The following is a 23303-nucleotide window of genomic DNA, read 5'->3' as shown; positions in this document are numbered from 1 at the left end:
GGCCGAAAAATTGCCGCCGAAGCGCCAATCTCCGCGTGGCGCTGCTGCAGCCTGCCCGACCGAGCAACCGGCGCCTCTCCCGGGCGAAGCGGAAGAGGCGCGCGCGATGCGAAAGTACTCAAAAAATGTGCGCGACCGAATGGCCGAGCGCGAGGGCCCCGGCATATTGGGCTTGCGGTCCCGGCTGGAGTGGGTGAAAGCGAGCGCCCTGGATGTCGCGGAACCGGCGCTCCAGCCCGTTGTCGCGATAGAAACCGGCGCCGCCCGCCAGTTCCATTGCCAGTTCAACAGTGGCGATGGCATGCTTGGCAACGAGTGCGCGGCCGATCATCACATCATTGACGGATTCGGCCGACGGCGAATTGCGCTCGACCGTATCAAGCATCCACCGATGCGCCAGTTGCGCGCCGCGCAACGATGTCTCCATCCGACCCGCCAGGTCGAGAAGCGCGGCGCTCGGATGCCGCTTTTTCGCCATGTCGAGCGCGATGTCGCGCGCGCTTTCGGCGACCCCGAGGTAGACCGCGTAGATCAGCGGAAAAGCGGTCGTCGCTATGATTTGGAACACCGGATGCCATTCGCCGGCGCGCCGGGTGAACGAGACGCCAGCATCGGGCACAAACAGATTGTCGATGACGACATCGTTGGACCCGGTTCCGCGCATGCCGAGCGCACGCCATGTCTCGACGATGTTTACTTCCGATGCCTTCATGGGGGCCGCAAAATGGATAACGGCATCCGGGCCTTCGGCGGTCTCCACGACGGCGCCCGTCATTAGTAGATCGCCTGCATTGGCGCCGGACGTAAAGGCTTTCCGGGCCGAAACCCGATATCCGCCCTCGACCTTGGTCGCCTTCCCCGAGCCGCCGATCCAGTCGGAGCCCCCGCTGGAAAGGAGAATTAGCTTCTCGGCGGCAACGCGTCGCAGCAACGGCTCGACGGCTGCGACCTGCTGATGGCTCCAGCGCCAGGCGGGGATCGCCACCTGGTGGGTGTGCATCGAGAAAGCGAGCGCCGTGGACGAGCAGGCATGGGCCATCAGCCGCAGCATCTCGGCGAGCGTGCGAACCTCAGCGCCGCCGCCGCCCAGTTCGCGTGGCACGCCGGCCTCGACGAGGCCGGCTTCCTTCAGAAGCTCATAATTCTCCGCAACGAATTCGTCGCTCTCGTCAAACCGTGCGGCGCGCTCGGCAAGGACCGGTACGAGTGCGCGCGCGATTTCGACTGGATCGCCGGCCGCTGCCGGCGCCTTGTCTGCATCTCTGGGGGGTATGTCTGCCATCGTGTTCATGGGACTCCTCCATTTGCCGCGCTGGCGTCCGAAAGGGGGGCGCACAAAGCACGCGGTAACACTTGAAACGGCGCGTAAGTCTTCCGCGCATCGATCCCGATGCCGGGGTTCTGCACTGGACGATGGCAGGCTCCAACGATCTACGTCTTTCGTCCAGTTCACGAACTGTACCACCCGTGGCCGCGGGCGATATTTTGGATTATTATCGCGGCGGAACTCTGCCGCCCGGTTACGATCATGGAAACTCATGGAAGCTACGGCCAGTTCTGTCCTGTTTCGATGGCCGCCGAGATACTCTGCACCCGCTGGACCGTGCTGATCCTGCGCGAGCTTTTGTGCGGGACGACGCGGTTCAACGATTTGCGCCGCGGCGTGCCGCGCATGTCGCCGGCGCTTTTATCCAAGCGGCTGAAGGAGTTGGAGCGCGCCGGCGTGATCATCACGGCACCGGCAGAGAAGGGAGTGACCGAATACCGCCTGTCACCGGCCGGCGAGGACCTGCAGCCGATCATCATGAGTATGGGCTTTTGGGGGCAGCGCTGGGTGGAGTCGCAGCTTTCGCTAAAAAATCTCGATCCATCATTGTTGATGTGGGACATGCGCCGCAATCTGAACCCGCAACCGCTGCCGAAGCGGCGCTGCACGATTCAGTTTTTGTACCCAGAACTGCCGATCGCGCGGCAGAACTGGTGGCTTGTGGTCGATGGCGGCTCGGTCGACCTATGCGGCTTCGATCCAGGTTTCGAAATCGATCTTCTGGTGACGAGTTCGCTGAAGAGCATGACGGCGATCTGGATGGGACTTTCCGTCGTTCGCCGGGAGGTTGACGCGGGGAACGTGGAGTTCGATGGCGATCCGCTCATCGCAAGCGCCATGCAGCAATGGCTTGGTTTGAGCAAGTTCGCGCCCGAACCTCGCCGGGTCTCCTGACATTTACGTGATCGCCGGACGGCAAAAAAAGCCGGACTCCACCTTAAACTCGAAAATGCCCGACCTTATATGGCGCCAATATGCGCGTTGACGCGCGCGGGAACAGACAATGGGAAGGCTTGGCATGCAGCGTTTTGGACGAATTTTCGCGATGATCGGCGTCGCCGTCATGGTGATGGTGACGGCGGTCGACGTGGCGGAGGCGCGCCGCGCCGGCGGCGGCTTTGGCAGCCGTGGCACCCGCACGTTCTCGCCGCCGCCCGCGACGCGCACGGCGCCGACGCAGACAGCGCCGATTGACCGCAGCATGACGCAGAAGCCGGCAGGCCAGCAGGCTCCCGGCGCCAACCAGCAGACGACGGGCGCAAATCGACCCGCGGCCCAGCGGCCGGGCATGTTCGGCGGTCTCGCCGGCGGATTGCTCGGCGGCCTGATGCTGGGCGGTCTTGTAGGCATGCTGATGGGCAACGGCCTCGGTGGCGCGGCCGGGTTCCTTGGTCTGCTGCTTCAGGCGGGTCTGATCATCGGCGCGATTATGCTTGCGATGCGTTTCTTCGGCCGTAGCCGTCAGCCGGCATACGGTGGCGGCGGTGCCGCCGCCGGAACTGCACCCGGCGGCCCACTGGGCAGCCTCTCCGGCATGGCGCGTTCGACAGGCAACAACAACGGACCATCCTTCTCCATCCCGCGCATCGGTGGTGGGCTGGGTGGCCGCGCCGCCCCCCCGCAACAGCCGGATGAGATCGGCGTTCGCCAGGAAGACCTTGAGCAGTTCGAACGGATGCTGAAGGACGTCCAGGCCGCCTATGGCGCGGAAGACTATGCCGCACTTCGCAAGTTGACGACGCCCGAGGCCATGTCGTGGCTCGCCGAGGAACTGAGCGACAACGCCACCAGCGGCGTGAAGAACGAAGTCCGCGACGTCCATCTCGTCCAGGGCGACGTCGCCGAGGCGTGGAACGAAGACGGCACTGACTACGCCACGGTCGCCATGCGCTATGAGAGCGTCGACGTGATGCGCGATCGTGCTTCCGGCAAGGCCGTCAGTGGAGACCCGGATAATCTGACCGAGTCCGTCGAGGTGTGGACCTTCGTGCGCAAGCCGGGTTCTGATTGGCTGGTCTCCGCCATCCAGGGCACTGAAGCGGCATAGGAACGCCACAGGTTATTGAGAGCGAAGGGGGGGCGCAGCCGTGCTGCGCCCCTTTGGCGTTCTTGCGGGAACCATCCGGGCGGGTTAGAAACTCCGCCATGAAAGACATCAATTTTCGCAAAGCCGAGCGCCGCGATCTTCCTGCCATTGTTGCGCTTCTTGCCGACGATCCCTTGGGCAAACTGCGGGAAGCGGTTGGCGAAGCGCCGGACGCTGCTTACGAAGCAGCCTTTGTCGCGATCGAGGCCGATCCGAACCAGTTGCTCGTTGTCGCAGAAGGTGACGGCGAGATCGTTGGCACACTTCAGCTTACCTTCATTCCCGGCCTGTCGCGTGGCGGCGCCTGGCGCGGCCAGATCGAGGCGGTGCGGGTCGCCAGCGGACGGCGCGGGGAGGGGCTTGGCCACCGCATGTTCGAGTGGGCAATTGCCAAATGCCGTGCCCGTGGCTGCCGTTTGGTGCAACTGACGACGGATAAAAGCCGCCCAGACGCACACCGCTTCTATGACGACCTCGGTTTTGTCGCCAGCCATGTGGGCTACAAGCTTTCGCTTTGATCAGCGAAAGGGAAAGCCATTCACCGAACACGGGACAAAAGCGCCTGTTGTTCCCTCTGGGGGCTTGCCCTGATTTTGATTCTGACCTGAACTTGGCTTCTCAAATGGGGCCGGCCGATTTGCGGTGGTGCCTTTTGGACCGTAAGTCGACTGGCAACTCGGATCGGAGAATTCAATGCCGTTCAAGTCCTTCATAGCAACCGCAATTGTTCTGTTGACCGTTTCGGGCTGTACCACAGGTGCCGCGAACAACACGGATTATGCCCGTCCGCCGGAAGCTGGCGGGGGCGTTCGCATCCCCATAAATTGAGTCGGGTTGTCTTCGGCCTCCGAAAGGCTGCAGTCGGATCGAGCAAGCTGATCCTTGCGGGGCCCTGTTGTATGCCGTAGATTAACGGCGTGGTTGTCCCGCATGGCTTTGTGAAGTTTGCGGCGCGTACATTAATTGCGCGCCGGACAGGAGGCGTCGGGGATTCTACTCCCCTGCATTGGATTAATCGAAACACACTTCCTTGGGAGGGGTCGATGGTTCGCGCCACGCATATGCTGACAGTTCTCATGCTCACCCTCGTTCCGGCTGCTGCGTTTGGGCAGGCCGCACAACCGGCGCCGGCACATGTGCCATTGCAGAAAACGATCGGCCAGGCCAAGCCTGACATCGTTCCATCGCTGATCGTGCTGAATTCTGCGGGCGCAAGCCTGGCGGCAGACACGCTTACGCTGACCGGCGTCTCGACAAACGCCATCATATTCGCCGATCGTCCGGTGAGGAGCGCGGGTCATGCGCTGACCGAGCATCTTCTTGAGGAGTGGGCGGAAGGCAGCGACAGCTTCGCCAAGGACCCGCCGAATGCGACGGTTTCGGCCTTCAGCAAGGACGGTGCGACGATAAGGGATGCCGTGGTCGTGCTCAAATCGCCCAAGCGCGAGGGGGATCGGCTGAGTTTCGCAGTGGAGGTCCTGGAAGGAAGCCTTGAGGGCGCCGACGGCCCCGCATCGATCTTCATCGACATCATTGGGATGCCGAGAACACCTGCGTCTTTCGCCGGCGTTGCCCGCCGGACTGCTTATCGCGGTGCCTGGTATGCCGGGGCAGCAGCAGGTGCCGGCTACGCGGCCGCCCCCTATCCATATCGCCCCTACCCACCACCCTGCGGTTACTATCCCTATCCGCCCTGCTATTGAATTAGATCAGGGGGCGGTCGCGCGACATAGTGCGCCAAATGCACGGGCTGGGCAGGTGTTCTGGCGGCCCCCATGCGGCCAGGCGCGCCCGGGCGGATCCGACGTTCCTTGGCAGTTCTCCACCATTGCGGGAGATGGGTAACGGGCGCATGGTGGCTTATCGTGATCTCATGATCGTCTTCGAGGGGGCTACATCGACTGGAGAAAATCTGAAGCAAAGGGAGGAATGACATGCTGAGGGATGTCGGAAAATCTCTATGCGGTCGCGCTTTTCAGGCGCGCGACGGTTCAGCCGGTCTCAGCCGGCGCCATCTCCTGCTACTCGGCGGCACGGCCCTGGCTGCCGCCACGGCAACGTCGTTCACACCCCGGCTGGCGCGCGCGCAGGCCCCCACCAGGCCACCAAACATCCTGATCCTATGGGGCGATGACGTCGGCTACTGGAACATCAGCGCCTACAACCAGGGCATGATGGGCTACAAGACGCCGAATATTGACCGGATCGCAAGGGAAGGCGGCCTGTTTACCGACTACTATGGGCAACAGAGTTGCACGGCCGGGCGCGCCGCATTCATCACCGGTCAATCGCCGTATCGCACCGGGTTGTTGAAGGTCGGCCTGCCAGGTGCCAAGGAAGGCATGCAGGCCGAGGACGCGACACTGCCGGAACTGCTCAAGCCGCATGGATACGTGACGGGCCAATTCGGCAAGAACCACCTCGGCGATCTCGACGAGCACCTGCCTACCGCGCACGGCTTCGACGAGTTCTTCGGTTCCCTGTACCACCTCAACGCCGAGGACGAGCCGGAACACCCGGACTATCCGAAGGACCCGGCCTTCAAGGAAAGGTTCGGCCCGCGCGGCGTCCTGCATGCTTATGCGGATGGACGCATCGAGAACACTGGCCCGTTGACCAAGAAGCGCATGGAAACGATTGACCAGGAGGTCACCGACGCGGCAATCGACTTCCTGAAACGCGCCAAGGAACAGGACAAGCCCTTCTTCCTCTGGTGGAACACCACCCGCATGCATATCTGGACCCGCCTCAAGCCCGAAAGCCAGGGCAAGACGGGCCTCGGAATCTATCCGGACGGCATGGTCGAGCATGACGCGGCGGTCGGTCAGATGCTGAAGGCGCTGGACGATCTCGGCTTCGCCGAAAACACGATCGTTATGTACTCGACCGACAACGGCGCCGAGAAATTCACCTGGCCTGACGGCGGCACGTCACCGTTCCGCGGCGAGAAAAACACCAACTGGGAAGGCGGCTTCCGCGTACCCTGCATGGTGCGTTGGCCGGGGACGATCGCCCCCGGAACGATCTACAATGAGATCGTCGCACATGAGGACTGGATCCCGACGCTGGTCGCTGCGGCGGGCGAACCCGACGTGAAGGCCAAGCTGCTCGCGGGGTATACCGCCGGCGCAAAGACCTTCAAGGTGCATCTCGACGGCTATGACATCACCCAATACCTCGCCGGAAAGGGCGAAGATCCGCGCAAGGAGTTCATCTACTTCGTGGACGACGGAACACTGGTCGGTCTGCGCTATAATCAATACAAGATCGTCTTTGCCGAGCAACGAGCCGAAGGGCTCGACGTTTGGCAGGAGCCCTTCGTGCCACTGCGGTTGCCCAAGCTGTTCAACCTGCGGTCCGATCCGTTCGAGACCGCCGACCACGAAGGCATGGACTATGAGCGCTGGCGCGTCGAACATCTCTTCGTCATGGTGCCGGCGCAGGCCTATGTCGCGAAATTCCTTGAAACCTTCAAGGAGTTCCCGCCCCGTCAGAAACCAGGGAGTTTCTCGATCGATCAGGTGATGGAGAACATGCAGAGAGCCTCGAACTAGGCACAGCGTCCGAATCCAAAACCGCGTCCCGACGGGCAGCCGGGGCGCGGTCTTCTTTTGGAAAGCAACCGCCCACGCCGCGGTGGCAGCAATCCACTGGGCGATGCAAGCAGAGGCGGCCTAGGCCGCCTTGCCCTTCGCATACGGATCGAACCGGCCGTAGAACGTCTCGCCCTTGGCGGCCATGTCGAGGAGCAGCGGCGTCGGCTTGAAGTGGCTACCGTATTTGGCAGCGAGCTTCTCACAGAGCGCGACGAAGGTCTTCACGCCCATGCCGTCGATGTAGGACAGCGTGCCGCCGGTGTAGGGAGCGAAACCGAAGCCGAGGATGGAGCCGACATCGGCCTCGCGCGGATCGGTGACGATGCCTTCCTCGACCGTGCGAGCGGCCTCGAGCGCGATCGTCACGAGCAGGCGTTCCTTCAGCACCTTGACGTCGACGTCTTCCGGCTTCTGCTGCGGATAGAGATCCTTCAGGCCGGGCCAGAGGCGCTTCTTGGCCGGCTTCGGCGGATAGTCGTAGAAGCCCTTGGCGCTCTTGCGGCCGAGACGCCCGTCCTCGACCAGCTTCGTCACCAGTTCCATATGACGCGGATCGACGGACTGCGGGCCAAGATCGGCGATGGAAGCCTTGAAGATCTTGTAGGAGAGATCGACGGCCACCTCGTCGTTGAGCGAGAGCGGGCCGACCGGCATGCCGGCCATCTTTGCCGCATTCTCGATCATCGCCGCCGGCACGCCCTCGATCAACATGTCGTAGGCCTCGCCGATATAGCGGAAGACGCAGCGGTTGACGTAGAAGCCGCGCGTGTCGTTGACGACGATCGGCGTCTTCTTGATTGCCGCGACATAGTCGAGTGCGACGGCGAGCGCCTTGTCGCCAGTCTCCTTGCCGAGGATCACTTCGGTCAGCATCATCTTCTCGACCGGCGAGAAGAAGTGGATGCCGATGAACTGGTTCGGACGCTTGGAGTTCTTCGCCAGGCCGGTGATCGGCAGCGTCGAGGTGTTGGAGGCAAAGATCGAGCCTTCCGGCAGAACCGCCTCGATCTTCTCTGCAACGGCCTTCTTGACTTCGCGGTCCTCGAAGACCGCCTCGATCACGAGATCGGCATCCGACAGGGAACCATAGTCGGCAGTTGGCGTGATCAATTCTAGCAGCTTTTCGCCCTCCTCCTTGCTCATGCGGCCCTTGGAGACGCTGCCGGAGACAAGGCCCTCGCAGACGGACTTGCCCTTGTCGGCAGCCTCCTGGTCGCGGTCGATCAGCACGACGGGGATGCCGGCGGCAGCCGTGACATAGCCGATCGAGGCGCCCATGAAACCGGCGCCGACGATGCCGACCTTCTTGAACTCGCTCTTCGGCACTCCGGCAGGCCGGCGCGCACCCTTGCCCAACTCCTGCATGGAGATGAACAGCGAGCGGATCATCGAGAAGGCTTCGGTCGTCTGCAGAATGTAGGTGAAGTAGCGCTGTTCGATCTTGAGCGCCGTATCGAACGGCACCTGCAGGCCCTCGTAGACGCATTTGAGGATCGCCAGCGCCCCCGGATAGTTGCCGGCGCTCTCGCGGCGCAGGATCGCGGGCGCTGCCGGCCAGAGCTGGGCCGCAGCCGGCGTCCAGATGCCGCCGCCGGGAGCCTTGAAGCCCTTCTCGTCCCACGGGGCGATCGGCTTCAGGCCGTCCTTGATCATCTGCTTGGCGGCCGCGATCAGTTCTTCGGGGGCGACGACCTGGTGGACAAGGTTCATAGCCTTGGCGCGCGCGGCCGTCAGCGAAGAGCCGGTGGTCATCATCTGCAGCGCGTCCTGCGCATTGGCAAGGCGCGGCACGCGCTGGGTGCCGCCGGCGCCGGGGAAGATGCCGACCTTCACCTCGGGGAGCGCAATTTTGACCGACTTGGCATTCGAGGCGACACGGCCATGGCAGGCGAGCGACAACTCGAAGGCGCCACCCATGCAGGTACCGTTGATCGCTGACACCCAGGGCTTGCCGCAGGTCTCGAGCTTGCGGAACAGGCCACTCATCTGGCCGGTCAGGGCAAACAGCTTTTCGACCGCATGCGCCGGATCCTTCGCCTTTTCCTCCTGCTGCAGCGTGAACATCGACTTGATCATCGAAAGATCAGCGCCGCCGGAGAAGGAGGACTTGCCGGAGGTGATGACGACGCCCTTGACGGCGCCGTCGGCAACCGTCTGGTCGATGATCGCGTTGAGTTCTTCCATTACCTCGACGGTCAGCACGTTCATTGACTTGTCGGGCATGTCCCAGGTGACAAGCGCAATGCCATCAGCGTCGGTTTCGATCTTGAAGTTCTTGTATGTCATTTCTCTCTCCCGAAACCTTTCAGACGCGCTCGATGATGGTCGCCGTACCCATGCCGGCGCCGATGCAGAGCGTTACCAGCGCCGTATTGAGGTCACGCCGCTCCAACTCGTCCAGAACCGTGCCGAGGATCATCGCGCCGGTCGCGCCGAGCGGATGGCCCATGGCGATCGCGCCACCATTGACGTTGATCTTGTCGCGCGGGATCTCGAAGGCTTGGCAGTAGCGCAGTACGACGGCGGCAAAGGCCTCGTTCAGCTCGAACAGGTCGATGTCGGAAAGCTTCATTCCGGCACGCTTCAGGAGCTTTTCCGTCACGTCGACCGGACCGGTCAGCATCAGTGCCGGATCTGAGCCGATATTGGCGAAGGCCCTGATGCGGGCGCGCGGCTTTTTGCCGAGGATCGCGCCGCCTTCCTTCGAGCCGAGCAGGACCACACCGGAGCCGTCGACGATGCCGGACGAGTTGCCGGCGTGGTGGACGTAGTTGATCGCCTCGATCTCCGGATGGGCCTGGATGGCGACGGCCTCAAAGCCGCCCATCTCGCCCGGCATCTGGAAGGACGGGTTGAGCTGCGCCAACGCCTGCATGTCAGTGCCGGGGCGCATATGCTCGTCGCGGTCAAGAATGGTCAGGCCGTTGATGTCCTTCACCGGCACGACGGATTTGGAAAAGTAGCCCTTTTCCCAGGCATTGGCGGCGCGCTTCTGGCTTTCGACCGCGTAGGCGTCGACGTCGTCGCGGGAAAAACCGTATTTGGTGGCGATCAGGTCGGCGGAAACACCCTGGGGCATGAAATAGCCCGGGAAGTTGACGGACGGATCCATGTACCAGGAGCCGCCGGACATGCCCATGCCAACGCGCGACATGCTTTCCACCCCACCGGCGATAACGATGTCGTCCGCTCCTTGTGCAATCTTCCCAGCACCGAAGTTCACGGCGTCGAGGCCGGAGGCGCAAAAGCGCGAGATCTGCATACCGGGCGCCTTGGTCGAGTAGCCGGCTTCGAAGGCCGCGGCCTTCGGGATGACGGCGCCGGCGTCCATCACCGGATCGACGCAGCCCATGATGATGTCGTCTACCTTCGACGTGTCCAGCCCGTTGCGATCGCGGATGGCTTCCAGCGCCTTGGCGGCGAGGCGAACGGAGGGTACCTCGTGCAGCGCGCCGTCCTTTTTGCCGCGCCCGCGCGGGGTGCGCACGTGGTCATAGATAAAAACTTCGGTCATCAATCTTTTCTCCCTATCGGCGCAAATGCACCGTCAATCTTTGCACTGTCGGCCGGCCCCTCATCCGCCTGCCGGCCCCTTCTCCCCGCAAGCGGGGCGAAGGTAGATGCCGCGGCGACTGTACTCCCTCTCCCCGCCTGCGTGGAGAGGGCCGGGGTGAGGGGCAGACTGTTAGAATGCCTCAGCGGCCATCGCCATCATCGTCTCGGCGCCGGTCTCGATGCGGCCCTTGCGCAACGCCGTTTCCGGCATGATGCGCTCCATGAAGAAGCGGCCGGTGATGAGCTTGTTGCGCAGGAACGCTTCGCGCTCGCCGGCACCTGCCGCAAGTCCCACCTGTGCTGCCTTGGCCATCCTTGCCCACATGTAGCCGACGACGACGAGGCCGAACAGGTGCATGTAGTCGGTGGAACCGGCCCCGGCATTGTCGGGCTTGGCCATGGCGTGCTGCATGAACCACATGGTCGACGCCTGCAGGTCGTTCAGTCCCTTCTTCAGGTGCTTGGTGAAGAAGGAGAGGCTTTCGTCGGCACGGTTCTCCTCGCAGAAGTCGCCGATCTCCTTGAACAGGGCCATGACTGCACGGCCACCGTTCATGCCGAGCTTGCGACCGACGAGGTCGAGCGCCTGGATGCCGTTTGCACCTTCGTAGATCATCGCAATCCGCGCGTCGCGTACGTACTGGCTCATGCCGTGTTCTTCGATGTAGCCGTGGCCGCCAAAGACCTGCTGCGCCATCACCGCGTGGTCGAAGCCCTTGTCGGTCAGCACGCCCTTCAGGATCGGCGTTGCGAGACCAAGAATGTCGTCGGCCGCCTGCCGCTCGTTCTCGTCTGCCGCGCGATGGGCGATGTCCGACTGAAGCGCCGTCCAGAGCAGGAAGGCGCGGCCGCCCTCGTTCCAGGCCTTGATGGTCAGCAGCGAGCGGCGGATGTCGGGATGGACGATGATCGGGTCGGCGCGCTTGTCCGGAGCCTTCGGACCGGAGAGCGAGCGGCCCTGGATACGATCGCGGGCATAGTTTGCGGCGTTCTGGTAGGCGACCTCGGCAATAGCGAGGCCCTGCAGGCCGACACCGAGGCGGGCTTCATTCATCATCACGAACATGGCGTTGAGGCCCTTGTTCTCCGTGCCGATGAGGTAGCCGGTCGCTTCGTCGTAATTCATGACGCAGGTTGAATTGCCGTGGATGCCCATCTTGTGTTCGATGGCGCCGCAGGAAACACCGTTGCGCTTGCCGGGATTGCCGCTTTCATCGAGAACAAACTTCGGCACGATGAAAAGCGAGATGCCCTTGGTGCCGTCCGGGGCGCCCTCGATGCGGGCGAGCACCAGGTGGATGATGTTCTCCGACATGCCGTGGTCGCCTGCGGAGATGAAGATCTTCTGGCCGGAAATCCTGTAGGAGCCATCGCCGTTCGGTACGGCCTTGGTGCGCAACATTCCGAGGTCTGTGCCGCAATGCGGCTCGGTCAGGTTCATCGTCCCGGTCCAGGTGCCGGCGACCATCTTCGGCAGGTAGGTCTTCTTCTGCTCGTCCGATCCATGGACCAGGATCGCTGCGATCGCGCCTTGCGTCAGGCCCGGATACATCATCAGCGACATGTTCGCTGACGACATGTATTCGCCGACCGCGGTGTGGATCACATAGGGAAGGCCCTGGCCGCCGAATTCCTCCGGCACGGCAAGACCCAGCCATCCACCCTCGCGATAAAGGTCGAAGGCCTCCTTGAAGCCCTTTGGCACGCTGACCGAGCCGTCGTCTGCACGCTTGCAGCCTTCCTGGTCACCGGAGAGATTGAGCGGGAACAGGGCCTCCTCGGAGAGCTTTGCCGCTTCCCCTGCGATTGCCTCGACCGTGTCCGGCGTCGTGTCAGCAAACCCGGGAAGATTGTTGTATCGCTCCAGACCGAGCACGTCGTTGAGGACGAACAACGTTTCGTTCACTGGGGCTTTATAGATTGGCATGAGCGCATGTTCCTCGTGTTCCCGACGGACGATCGTCCGACCTTTGCCGCGATACTAGAAAATTTTGACGTTTGCGTAAACGTCAAAATGCGATTACGTGAAATTTTCGTGCCGTAAGCTGCGGCAGACCGCCGTATGAGGCGACGTGCAAAATCGCGATGTCCCGAAATGGTAGGCGGTAAGCCGTTTTATGAGCAAATCGTTAAAAAAGTTCGGTCCGGTTAACGGCTTATTTACCATGTTCCGTGAATTGTGGCGCTTGAGGGCAGCTCACGAAATAGTTTCATCGTTCCAGATTTCGCCTGCCAATCGGAGCGTCAGGTCCGGGAAAGATGCGCCATATAGGATGCCCTTTCCGGCTTGCACGTGAACATCGGAGAATGCCGGCAGCAAGTCTCGCCGGTCCAAGAAACAAGAGGCGGCACGCGCCATGGACGGCGAGCGTGACGCGGGTTCTCCCGGAGAGCCGACGGGCTCCCAAGCGAGGCGAAGAACATGAACGGATCGCGAGCAAATCCCCCCCGCTATGGCGACAGGCCTTCATTCGATGCGTTGAACCGGACCATCGAAGGTCTGGAGGCGCGCATCGAGGGGTTGATGGGCGGACGCGAACGCGGGCGCGACAGCGGATACGGACGCGGCGAGCCGCCTCGGCCGGAAGGCGCGCGCGCAAATCCTCTTCGGGATGATCCTGTCGGCGAAATCATGCAGCGCCAGCGCGCACTCGACGCGGGCCGCGAACGGCACGCCGTGCGGACTGAACGGCCGTCCGACACCTCCCCTCCAGCGCAGCAAGCCCAGCCGGACTTCGCCATGAAGGAGATCGCACGCGCGCTCGTCGGCCTGCGACAGGACCTGAAGCGGGACATTTCCGACGGCCTTGGACGCGAGATGGACACGTTGCGCGCCGAGATGCGCGCCATCCGCCAGTCCGCCGAAGCCCGTGACCACGGCGACGACGTGCGCGAAGACCTGCAGCGGCTGGCCCATGGCATCAATCAGCTCGAACGGCGGTCCGGCCGATCCGAAACCGACAGCCTTCGTGTCGAGTTCGACGAGCTGCGCTCGGTGCTCGACGGTCTGGCGCGCGAGGACTCCGTCCGTCGCATGGAGGATCGCTGGAGCGGGATGGAGGAGAGGCTTTCGGCCTTCGACCAGAGCCGTGACGACGAGCTCGTAGCGCTTGCCTATCGATTGGACGAACTCAAGGCGCAGATCCAGTCCGTCAGCGCAACGCCGGCCCTTCGCGATCTGGAACGCCAACTGCATGCGATGGGCCAGGCCCTGGAAGCACTCGGCCGCAGCGTTCAGCACGATGATCGGCGTTTTGTTCCCCATTTCGAAGGGCTGGACCTGAGGCTCGACGAAATCAGCAGGGCGATCGCGGCAAGCGGCCGCGCGCAAAGCACGGCCGCCGACGCAGCTCTGTTCCAGCGCATCGAGAGCCGGATCGTCGATCTCGGTGATCAGCTTGATGCGATGGCCCACCGCCCGGCAGCCGAGCAGGATCTGGGCCAGCGGCTGGAGGCGCTCGCCTACCGGATCGAGGAACTGACGAACGAAAAAGCGGCGATCCGTCTCGAGGAGCGGCTTGATCAGCTTTCGGCCATGATCGAGCAGGGCCAGCGCGCGCCGGCGGCGGGCGCCGACCTGACGCGCCATCTCTCCGACATCTCCCGCAAGATCGATGCACTCGATCATGGTTCGGTCAATGATGCGCTCGCCGAGAGGCTCGACTATCTTGCCCGACGCATCGATGAACTCGATGTGGCGGCCGAAGCACCGTTCGCCGGCGATCGCTTTTCGTCCATCGAGGGCCGCCTGCAGGCGATCGCCGAGCGGCTCGACCGCACGAGCGCCGCACCCGCCGACGATGGTAGCGCACTGCGCAGCCTGGAAACTCAGATTGCCCATCTTTCGACGCTGATCAGCACACCGCAGCCGGCTGCCGCACTGCCGTCCGATTTCGACAGCCGCATGGCGACGATCGAAGACTACATGGCGACCAACGACGAATACATCATCGAAGCTGCCCGCCAGGCGGCCGAGACGGTGATGCAGGCGTATCAGCGCCATGGTGATGGGAGCGCTGCTCCCTCCGACATGGCGGCGATCTCGGCGTTGGCTGAAGATCTGCGCACGCTCGAAGACGTCATGCGCTCCAGCGAGGATCGCACGGCCCGGACGTTCGAAGCGCTGCACGATACGTTGGTCCAAATTGCCGGGCGCCTTGAGCAACTCGACACGCCCCACGAGCGCTACCATGAGGAAGAGCGGCAGCCCGCGCCCGCGATACAGCGCGCCACGGCTCCAGTTTTCGAAGAAGAAGAGTATCCGTTCGTTGATGACGGCTACGAAACCGCAGCCAGAGCGCAAGGCGATCGTCAGCCGACGAGCGAGTTGGAAGAAGCCGGCCGCGAACTGGAGATGGCAGTCGATGTCGTCGAAGCGGCGACGGTTGGCGCCATCGGCGGCACGGTTGCGGAGCCGGTCGCGAAGGCCGGCAAGACCAGCCTGATTGCCGGCCTCGCGCGCCGCTTCGCGCCGGCGAAAAAGGAAGCACCGGTTGTGGCGGAGCGCCAACAGATCGATTCCGCTCCTTCGATCGATCCGGGCGACGAGATCGCTCCCGAAGTGGCCAACCAGTTGCTGGAACCCGGCTCCGGCGCGCCGGACGTGCGCAAGATTCTCGAACGCGTCAGGGCAAACCAGGCGGAAGGCAGGACGGCATCGGCCGATGCCGGCAAGGCGGACTTCATCGCCGCGGCTCGTCGCGCTGCGCGCATGGCGGCGGAGGAAACCGATACGCTTGCCCGTGTTGCGCCTGAAAGGAAGGGCTCCAGCTCCGGCGCGGCGGCCGCGACGTTCGGCCGTCATCGCCGGCCGATCCTGATGGCCGTCGGCGCGATTTTGCTGGCGATCATGTCCTATCCACTCGTCAACACGCTGGTGCGTGGCGACGAGGCGCCCAAGCCGACAGCGATCGAGCAGGCCAGCGTTGCCGCACCGCCGAGCGACGAGGCTAAGCCGGTCGGCAGTGAGGCCGTGGCTGCGCAAGACCTCGCCGTCCCGACGCCGGAGAACAAGGTTCCGGTCGAGGTCATCGAGGGAGATTCGTCGGTGCTCGACAACGCAGCCGTGCCCGTGGAGATCGCCAAGCCGACGGTGGAGAACACCGAGCTCGATACGGCCTCGCCAGCCTTGGCGGTGACAGGCGCGGAGCAGTTGACACGGCCGGCCGACAACTCGATCGCAGCCCAGACCGGCGGTTTCGAGCCTATTGTGACGACGGAGGTTTCCGGCGGCGTCAAGGACGTTCCCGAGAATGGAGGCGGCACCACGGAAACGGTCGTCGGCGCCAGCAACCCGTCTCAGGATGTTGCCAACGTCATCACGGTGCCGCCGACGATCGAGCCGGCATCTCTGGCCAAATCGGCCGGCGAAGGCGACAGTCTGGCGCTGTTCGAGATCGGAGCGCGTTACACGGACGGCCGCGGCGTTTCGATCGACATGGCCGAATCCGCGAAGTGGTATGCATTGTCGGCGGAACGCGGCTTTGCGCCTGCACAGTACCGTCTCGGCAGCCTCTATGAAAAGGGGCAGGGCGTCGAGCGCGACCTCGCTAAGGCCCGCAGCCTCTATGAGCAGGCGGCTAAGCAGGGCAACGCCAGCGCTATGCATAATCTTGCGGTCGTGCTTGCGACTGGTGGCGGCAAGGCACCGGATTTTGCGGCAGCTACCGAGTGGTTCAAGAAGGCGGCGGACCTCGGCGTTCGCGACAGCCAGTTCAACCTTGCGATCCTCTATGCACGCGGCAACGGCGTACCGACGGATCTGGAAGAGTCCTACAAGTGGTTTGCAATCGCCGCCCGTGACGGCGACCGGGATGCTGCCGAAAAGCGTGACGAAGTGGCGAACGCCATGAAGCCGGAGCAGCTTTCGAGCGCGAAGGCCAAACTGGAGCTTTGGAAGGAGCAGCCGCTCGATGAGAAGGCAAACTCGGTGGACCTGCCCGACGAATGGGTCGGCAAGGGAACCAAGACCGCATCCGTCGACATGAAGAAGGCGATCCGCAACATCCAGGCGATCCTCAACAACAATGGCTTCGACGCCGGCACGCCGGATGGCGCCATGGGGCCGAAGACAGTGCTGGCGATCAAGGCCTTCCAGAAGTCCGTGGGACAGGCGGAGACGGGAAAGATCGATGACAAGCTCGTCAATGAGTTGCTGAAGCGCAACAAGCCGCAGGGATAACACTCTGCTGAAGCGCCGTGGCGCATAAAGCCTGCCCCTCGGCCGTTGAGCAGTTGACGGGTTACCCCTGCGCGGGCATGACGGATCATGAAAAAACCACAAGCCGCTTCAGAATGATACGGAAGCGGCGTCCATCCGAGCATGGGCGTTTGCCGACATCGTGAGTGGATGGAATAGCGAACGGGCTGGCATCATGCGCGCCCGAAGTAATTCTGTATGTCAGGCCGGGCTTTCTGCCGCAGATCTCGCAGCATCCGGGCCAGACTTGGTGAGGGGCGGCGTCAGGGGGCGCCGAGGAGTGCGGGCTGTCGGCCCATCGGGGTAATGCTGTGACGGTTTATCTGCCCATCGCCGAACTCTCGGTGAATATCTTCATCATTCTCGGCATGGGCGCGGCGGTTGGCTTTCTTTCCGGCATGTTCGGCGTCGGCGGCGGCTTCCTGATCACCCCGCTCCTGATCTTCTACAACATTCCACCGGTCGTGGCCGTCGCAACGGGTGCAAACCAGGTCGTTGCCTCGTCGATTTCCGGCGCCATTACCCATTTCCGCCGCGGCACGCTCGACATGAAGCTTGGCACGGTGCTCCTGGTGGGCGGCCTTTGCGGCGCGACCGCGGGCGTGTGGCTGTTCGCCCTGCTGAGGCGCCTCGGTCAACTCGATCTCGTCATTTCGCTGCTCTACGTGGCGCTGCTCGGCACAGTGGGCGCCTTGATGCTAGTTGAAAGCATTAGAGCCTTGCGTCGTGCCGCCAAGGACCAACCGGTGACGCTGCGCAAGCCGGGTCACCACAACTGGGTTCACGGCCTGCCGCTGAAAATGCGGTTCAAGAAGTCCAAGATCTACCTGAGCATCATTCCCCTCGTCGTGCTCGGTTTCTCGATCGGCGTGCTGACCTCGATCATGGGCGTCGGCGGCGGCTTCATCATGGTGCCGGCGATGATCTACCTTTTGCGCATCCCGACCAACGTGGTCGTCGGGACATCGCTGTTCCAGATCATCTTCGTGACCGCCTACACCACGATCATGCAGGCGACCACGAACAACTCGGTCGATATCGTGCTTGCCTTCATCCTGATGGTGGCAGGCGTCGTCGGCGCCCAGTACGGCGTGCGCGTCGGTCAGCGTTTGCGTGGCGAGCAATTGCGTGCACTGCTTGCCCTTCTCGTGCTCGCGGTCGGCATGCGCCTCGCGGTCGATCTCGTTCTGGCGCCCGAGAACATCTATTCCGTCGTCAGTGAAGGGGGGCGCCGATGAGAGGCCTGGCGTACACCCTTCTTGCCGCGGTCGTTCTGGCGTTTGCCGGGCCGGTTCATGCGCAGGAGAAGCAGTCCGAAAACACCGAGAAGCTGGAAATTGGCATCTCCACCGATGAGATCGCCATCTCCTCCGATTTTCGTGGGGCGGACCTCACCATCTTCGGCGCCATCGAGGGCTATGATCCGAATCTGCTGGCACAGAGCAAGTACGATATCGTCGTTGCGCTGGAAGGGCCCAAGGACAACATGACGGTCCGCCGCAAGGAGCGGGTGCTCGGCGTCTGGGTAAACCGTCATTCGATGACCTTCGAGCTCGCGCCGGAATCCTACTCCCTGTCGAGCACACGCGATGTCGACCAAATCGCGTCCGACCAGGTTCTCAACAGCATCGGCGTCGGGCTGCAACATATCCGGCTGGACCCGATCGGCTTCATTGGCGACGGCAGCAGCGTCGCAGCGTTCCGCGAGGCCTTCCTCCAACTGAAGGAAACCGGCGGTTACTTCCAGCGCGACCCGGGCGGGGTACAGTTCATCAGCGCCAGCCTGTTCAAGGCGACCGTGAAGCTGCCGGCCAACGTGCCGAACGGAACCCACGTCGTGCGTGCCCAGTTGTTCCGCGATGGTGTCTTCATCAGCGAGAAGGCGCTGCCGCTGCGGGTCGTTAAGACCGGCCTGGAGCAGATGATCTCGAATGCCGCCTTTAACCGCCCGATCTCCTACGGTGTCCTCGCCGTCGTCCTTGCCGTCCTGACCGGCTGGATCGCGAGCGTGGTCTTCCGCAAGGATTGATGGTCAACCCGAGAACATCGCGGCCTTCTTGGTAAGGACGGCCTCATAGGCGCTCTGCAATTCCGCAAAGACGGAACGTTTCGGCGGTATGGCGCCGAGGTGGATGGCACGCAGTTCGTCCATGAAGTCACTCCACATGGCCGGTCCGCCGTCTTCGAGAAGCTCGGCACGGATGCTCAATTCTTCGCTCACAGGCAGGTGTCGGCGACCCCAAGCGCCCATATGGGCAAAGAGCGGCACGAGGCCGATTGCCCTATCGGTCAGGCTGTAGATCGACTTCTGCTTGTGGCTCGGATCATCGACCTTGGTGATCAGCCCCTTGTCCACCAAGCGCTTCAGTCGGTCGGCAAGGATGTTGGAGGCGATGCCCTCCTCGGACTGCGTCAGGAGTTCGCGGAAATGGCGGCGATTGCCGAACATCATGTCGCGGATCACGATCAGGCTCCAGCGGTCCCCGAGGATCTCGAGCGTCAGATTGATCGGGCAGCCCGATCGATGTTCGTCCTTCATTGCAGTCTCCGCGATTCTGATTGCATTTTGCCACCGGTATGCGTAGCCTTCAACTGCTTTCAATATGCAATTGGTTAAGAGCGCAAAAGGACACTGAGATGAGCAAGCTGATCGCCTGGAACCTGGTCACCCTTGATGGATACTTCGAGGGCGAAAACAAATGGGATCTCTCCTTCCACGGTCATGCCTGGGGCGACGAACTTGCCGCGATGAGCAATGAATTCGGCTCTCGAGCGAGTCTGCTGGTCTTCGGTCGCGTGACCTATGAAGGCATGAAATCCTTCTGGACGACGACGGAGGAGGATCTGGAGACGAAAGCCTACATGAATGCGCTGCCGAAACTCGTCGCCTCGCGTACTCTGACAGAGTCAGACTGGACCAACACACGTATGGCCGACGACATTGTCGGAGAACTGTCGCGGCTGAAGCAGGAGCCCGGCAAGGACATCTTCGTGTTTGGCAGCGCCAAACTTACCGCCACCCTGTTGAATGCCGGGCTCGTGGACGAATTGTGGATCGGTCTCGTGCCAACGCTGCTCGGCAAGGGCAATCACTTCTTCAACGGCAATGATGTGCAGCAGCGGTTCGGCCTGATCGAGGCGCGGCCGCTGAAGACGGGGACAGTGATCCTGCGTTATGCGCCAAAGGCTGCGGCCTGACGGCCCCTGAATACGGCCTCAGGCCAGAAGATTGGCAAAGCGTACGGAATAGACCCGATCGCGGCCGAGAAGGTGGGCGACGAGGGTCTCGCGCTCGAACAGCCCGGCCATCGCGCGGTGGCGCAGGTCGAGCCCGCCGGTGGTGACGCCGAAGGCCGGCATCAGCATCCGCCGTCCATCGGTAGCAAAGCAGGGTCGCCGCACCGACTTGTCGCGACGGCGAACGGTCGCGGACGGATGCAGATGACCGGCGATCTCGCCGGTGCCGTCAGCTAGCGACGGCTCGTGGCGAAAGATGAGGCCGGCATAGTGCAGCTCGTCGGCAGACTGGCCCGGCAGGTCGGTCGTGCCGTCCGGGTCATGGTTGCCGTTGATCCAGATCCAGTCGCGTCCGCGCGCCATCGCCTCGATCCTGTGTCGGAACATTTCCGGCAGATGGGCTGAGCCGACGCGATCGTGAAAATTGTCGCCGAGGCTGACGACGATTGCCGGGTCGTGGCGGGCGATAACCGCCTCCAGGATTTTCAGGGTTGCGAGCGTGTCGTAGGGGGGGAGCAGCATGCCGCGACGGGCAAATGCGGCCCCCTTTTCCAGGTGCAAATCGGAGATGACGAGCAGCCGCGTCTCCGGCAAATAGAGCGCGCCGAACGGATCGCAGACGGCCTCGACATCTGCCACGACTGTTCGCGCCGAAAGCGATCCAAAATCCCGTATTTCGGCGGCTGCCAGGGCCAACCTGTTCATCGGCGCTCCACTCTCATTCCGTCGTTCATTGGCCGGTCGCGTCCGGCCAGGCCCCTACCGTCGCATCCGGCACGCCATTTCGCCTATGGCTTCGGCGATCAAGTCTTCCGCCGCCTCGGCCAGCACAGTGTCATGTGCCTCGCCGCTGACCGGCTCCTTGCCGATCTCCAGCATCACCGGGATGGCAAGTGGCGAGATGCGGTCGAGGGAGCGATGGGTAATGTGCCCCTTGATTCGGGCAAGCATAGACCCGAGGCGCTCGATGTCCAAAAGACCCGAAGCCGCATCGTGCCGCGTCGCTTCAAGCAGGATATGGTCCGGCTCATGGCTGCGCAGCACGTCGTAGATGAGGTCGGCCGAAACCGTTACTTGCCGCCCGGTCTTCTCCTTGCCCGGGTGACGCTGGTCGATAAGGCCGGCAATCACGGCGCAATTGCGGAAGGTGCGCTTCAGCATCCAGCTTTCGTCGAGCCAAGCTTCAAGATCGTCGCCAAGCATGTCCTCATCGAAGAGGTCGGCGAGGGAGGGACAGCGTGCACGAAAGGCGCTGGCCAGATCGTCCAGCGCCCAGATTGCCAGGGAGTAATCCGTGGCGACAAAGCCGAGCGGCTTCAGGCCGGCCCGTTCGAGCCGCCGCGTCAGCAGCATACCGAGCGTCTGATGCGCAAGCCGGCCCTCGAAGGCGTAGATGACCATGTAGTGCCGACTGCCGCGCGGAAAGGTCTCGATCAGAAGCTCGTCGCGCTTCGGCAGCATCGAGACGTCGCGCTGGATCGACAGCCAGTCGCGGACCTGGCCGGGCAGGGCGCGCCAGCGCTCGGGATCGGCGATCATGATGCGCACTTGCTCGGCAAGATAGGTCGAGAGCGGGAACTTGCCGCCGGCATAGACCGGCACCTTCGGGTCCTGAGAGAAGGCCTGACTGACGAGGCACTCGTTTTCGCGGATGCCCTCGAAACGCAGCACCTTGCCGGCGAAGAGGAAGGTATCCCCCGGCGCCATGGTTTCGAGGAAATACTCTTCCACCTTGCCGAGCGCCGCGCCGCCCCGGCCGAGCGAACCGCGCGCGTTGCGTTTGACCAGCCTGAGGTTCAGCATCGGCATTTCGACGATGGTGCCGAGGTTCAGGCGGTATTGTTGGGCAACCTGAAGGTTGGAAACGCGCCAGAGCCCCTCCTTCGTCTTTCGGATCTTGGCGTACCGTTCGTAAGTCTTCAGTGCATAGCCCCCCGTCGCGACGAACTCGACGACGCGGGAAAAGGTCTGGCGCGGCATGGCGGCATAGGGGGCGGCCGAGGTGATCTCGGCAAACAGCATGTCCTCGTCGAAGGGAGCGGCGCAGGCCGTGCCGAGCACGTGCTGGGCAAGCACGTCGAGCGCGCCGGCAGTCATCGGCGGGGTGTCCTGCGCGCCGATATAGTTGGCGTCTAATGCCGCCTGGCACTCCATCACCTCGAAACGGTTGGCAGGCACCAGGATCGCCCGGCTCGGTTCGTCCATGCGGTGATTGGCGCGGCCGATACGCTGGGCAAGGCGCGAGGCGCCCTTTGGCGCCCCAACATGGATGACGAGGTCGACATCGCCCCAGTCGATGCCAAGGTCGAGCGTTGAGGTAGCCACGACGGCTCGCAGGCGGTTCTCAGCCATCGCGGTCTCGACCTTGCGGCGCTGGGCGACGTCGAGCGAGCCATGGTGCAGCGCGATCGGCAGCGTCTCCTCGTTGAGACGCCAGAGCTCCTGGAACAACATCTCGGCCTGGCTGCGGGTGTTGACGAAGAGAAGGGCGGTGCGGTGCTCGCGGAGCGCCTGATAGACCTCGGGCATGGCATAGCGCGCCGAATGGCCGGACCAGGGAATGTGCTGCTCGCTTTTCAGAATGGTGATGATCGGCCTGGCGCCGGAGGGCCCCAGCACCAGGCCCGCGTGGTTGTTCTCGTCGAGCGCCTGTCCGACCAGCCATCGACGCAGGTCCATCGGCTCGGCAACGGTGGCGGAAAGGCCGATGGTCTGGAGCCCCGGCGCCAGCTTGCGCAGCCGAGCGAGGCCGAGCGAGAGCAGGTGGCCGCGTTTGGAGGTGACGAGCGAATGCAGTTCGTCGAAGACGACGAATTTCAGGTCCTTGAAAAAGCGCGGTGCCTCTGCATTGGCGATCAGCAGCGCCAGCTGCTCGGGCGTCGTCAGCAGGATGTCCGGCGGGTTTAGGCGCTGGCGGAGGCGTTTGGATTGCGGCGTGTCGCCGGTGCGCGTCTCGATGGTCACCGGCAGGCCCATCTCCTCGACCGGCTTGGTCAGGTTGCGCTCGATGTCGACGGCCAGCGCCTTCAGCGGCGAGATGTAGAGCGTGTGGACGCCGGTGAAGCGGGAGCCAGGCGGTTTCCTGCCGCGTGCGAAAAGGTCGGTGAGCGAGGGGAGGAAGCCGGCGAGCGTCTTTCCGGCACCGGTTGGTGCGATCAGGAGCAGGTTTTCGCCGGTGCGTGCGCGCTCAAGCAGTTCCAATTGATGCGCACGCGGCGCCCACCCCCTTGCCGCGAACCAGCGGGTGAAGGGATCAGGCAGGTAAGTGACGGCGTCGGAATCGATCTGGTCCACGATCCGAAA

The 23303-nt window shown here is 63.1% G+C and carries 16 protein-coding genes; 9 read left to right on the top strand and 7 right to left on the bottom strand.

Annotation, left to right across the window (positions count from 1 at the left end; all coding sequences use genetic code 11):
• Positions 1 to 118: 118 nt before the first annotated feature.
• Entirely contained in the window at positions 119 to 1282 is a 1164-nt protein-coding gene (locus tag IB238_RS15180) for an acyl-CoA dehydrogenase family protein (protein WP_192249677.1), read from the bottom strand.
• 246 nt (positions 1283 to 1528) lie between these two features.
• Here IB238_RS15180 and IB238_RS15175 point away from each other — a divergent pair, with 246 nt between their 5' ends.
• From IB238_RS15175 to IB238_RS15155, 5 genes are all read left to right on the top strand, one after another.
• Entirely contained in the window at positions 1529 to 2221 is a 693-nt protein-coding gene (locus tag IB238_RS15175; protein WP_192248391.1) for a helix-turn-helix domain-containing protein, read from the top strand.
• Positions 2222 to 2345: 124 nt separating this feature from the next.
• On the top strand, positions 2346 to 3374 hold the full coding sequence (locus tag IB238_RS15170) for a Tim44 domain-containing protein (RefSeq protein ID WP_192248388.1): 1029 nt from the start codon (positions 2346 to 2348) through the stop codon (positions 3372 to 3374).
• Between the two features lie 98 nt (positions 3375 to 3472).
• Positions 3473 to 3931, top strand: coding sequence for a GNAT family N-acetyltransferase (locus tag IB238_RS15165; protein WP_192248385.1), 459 nt, complete (start codon positions 3473 to 3475; stop codon positions 3929 to 3931).
• 543 nt (positions 3932 to 4474) lie between these two features.
• Positions 4475 to 5116, top strand: a complete 642-nt coding sequence (locus IB238_RS15160; RefSeq protein WP_192249674.1) for a hypothetical protein — start codon at positions 4475 to 4477, stop codon at positions 5114 to 5116.
• A gap of 231 nt (positions 5117 to 5347) precedes the next feature.
• Positions 5348 to 6967, top strand: coding sequence for an arylsulfatase (locus IB238_RS15155; RefSeq protein ID WP_192248382.1), 1620 nt, complete (start codon positions 5348 to 5350; stop codon positions 6965 to 6967).
• Positions 6968 to 7087: 120 nt separating this feature from the next.
• Here IB238_RS15155 and IB238_RS15150 read toward each other — a convergent pair whose 3' ends face one another.
• From IB238_RS15150 to IB238_RS15140, 3 genes are all read right to left on the bottom strand, one after another.
• Positions 7088 to 9295 (bottom strand): 3-hydroxyacyl-CoA dehydrogenase NAD-binding domain-containing protein, encoded by a 2208-nt coding sequence (locus IB238_RS15150; RefSeq protein ID WP_192248379.1) that lies wholly within the window; start codon positions 9293 to 9295, stop codon positions 7088 to 7090.
• Positions 9296 to 9314: 19 nt separating this feature from the next.
• Positions 9315 to 10523, bottom strand: a complete 1209-nt coding sequence (locus tag IB238_RS15145) for an acetyl-CoA C-acetyltransferase (RefSeq protein ID WP_192248376.1) — start codon at positions 10521 to 10523, stop codon at positions 9315 to 9317.
• Positions 10524 to 10694: 171 nt separating this feature from the next.
• The gene (locus IB238_RS15140; protein WP_192248373.1) at positions 10695 to 12491 is read right to left on the bottom strand and encodes an acyl-CoA dehydrogenase C-terminal domain-containing protein; all 1797 of its coding nucleotides are present in this window, start codon (positions 12489 to 12491) and stop codon (positions 10695 to 10697) included.
• A 495-nt stretch (positions 12492 to 12986) separates the two neighbouring features.
• Between IB238_RS15140 and IB238_RS15135 the strand changes: the two genes are divergently transcribed.
• The 3 genes from IB238_RS15135 (at position 12987) to IB238_RS15125 (ending at position 18792) form a co-directional block, all read left to right on the top strand.
• Entirely contained in the window at positions 12987 to 16745 is a 3759-nt protein-coding gene (locus IB238_RS15135; RefSeq protein WP_192248370.1) for a peptidoglycan-binding protein, read from the top strand.
• Positions 16746 to 17074: 329 nt separating this feature from the next.
• Positions 17075 to 18001 carry a sulfite exporter TauE/SafE family protein gene (locus IB238_RS15130; protein ID WP_192248367.1) on the top strand — a complete coding sequence of 309 codons (927 nt, stop codon included), beginning with the start codon at positions 17075 to 17077 and terminating at the stop codon, positions 17999 to 18001.
• Positions 17998 to 18792: a TIGR02186 family protein gene (locus IB238_RS15125; RefSeq protein ID WP_192248364.1), complete on the top strand. Its 795-nt coding sequence runs from the start codon at positions 17998 to 18000 to the stop codon at positions 18790 to 18792. The genes IB238_RS15130 and IB238_RS15125 overlap by 4 nt, the downstream gene beginning before the upstream one ends.
• A 3-nt stretch (positions 18793 to 18795) precedes the next feature.
• Here IB238_RS15125 and IB238_RS15120 read toward each other — a convergent pair whose 3' ends face one another.
• A complete protein-coding gene (locus tag IB238_RS15120) occupies positions 18796 to 19302 on the bottom strand; it encodes a helix-turn-helix domain-containing protein (RefSeq protein ID WP_192248360.1) in 507 nt (168 codons plus the stop codon).
• 98 nt (positions 19303 to 19400) lie between these two features.
• Here IB238_RS15120 and IB238_RS15115 point away from each other — a divergent pair, with 98 nt between their 5' ends.
• Positions 19401 to 19961, top strand: coding sequence for a dihydrofolate reductase family protein (locus IB238_RS15115; protein WP_192248357.1), 561 nt, complete (start codon positions 19401 to 19403; stop codon positions 19959 to 19961).
• A gap of 18 nt (positions 19962 to 19979) precedes the next feature.
• Here the strand turns inward: IB238_RS15115 and pdeM are convergent, their stop codons facing one another.
• Positions 19980 to 20705 (bottom strand): ligase-associated DNA damage response endonuclease PdeM, encoded by a 726-nt coding sequence (gene pdeM / locus IB238_RS15110; protein ID WP_192248354.1) that lies wholly within the window; start codon positions 20703 to 20705, stop codon positions 19980 to 19982.
• 54 nt (positions 20706 to 20759) lie between these two features.
• The gene (locus tag IB238_RS15105; RefSeq protein ID WP_192248351.1) at positions 20760 to 23294 is read right to left on the bottom strand and encodes a ligase-associated DNA damage response DEXH box helicase; all 2535 of its coding nucleotides are present in this window, start codon (positions 23292 to 23294) and stop codon (positions 20760 to 20762) included.
• Positions 23295 to 23303: the final 9 nt, after the last annotated feature.

This window comes from Rhizobium sp. ARZ01 (genome assembly GCF_014851675.1).
In the GTDB taxonomy this organism is placed as follows: domain Bacteria; phylum Pseudomonadota; class Alphaproteobacteria; order Rhizobiales; family Rhizobiaceae; genus Mycoplana.
Note: the sequence above shows the minus strand (reverse complement) of the source record. Positions and strands in the feature narration are given on the sequence as shown.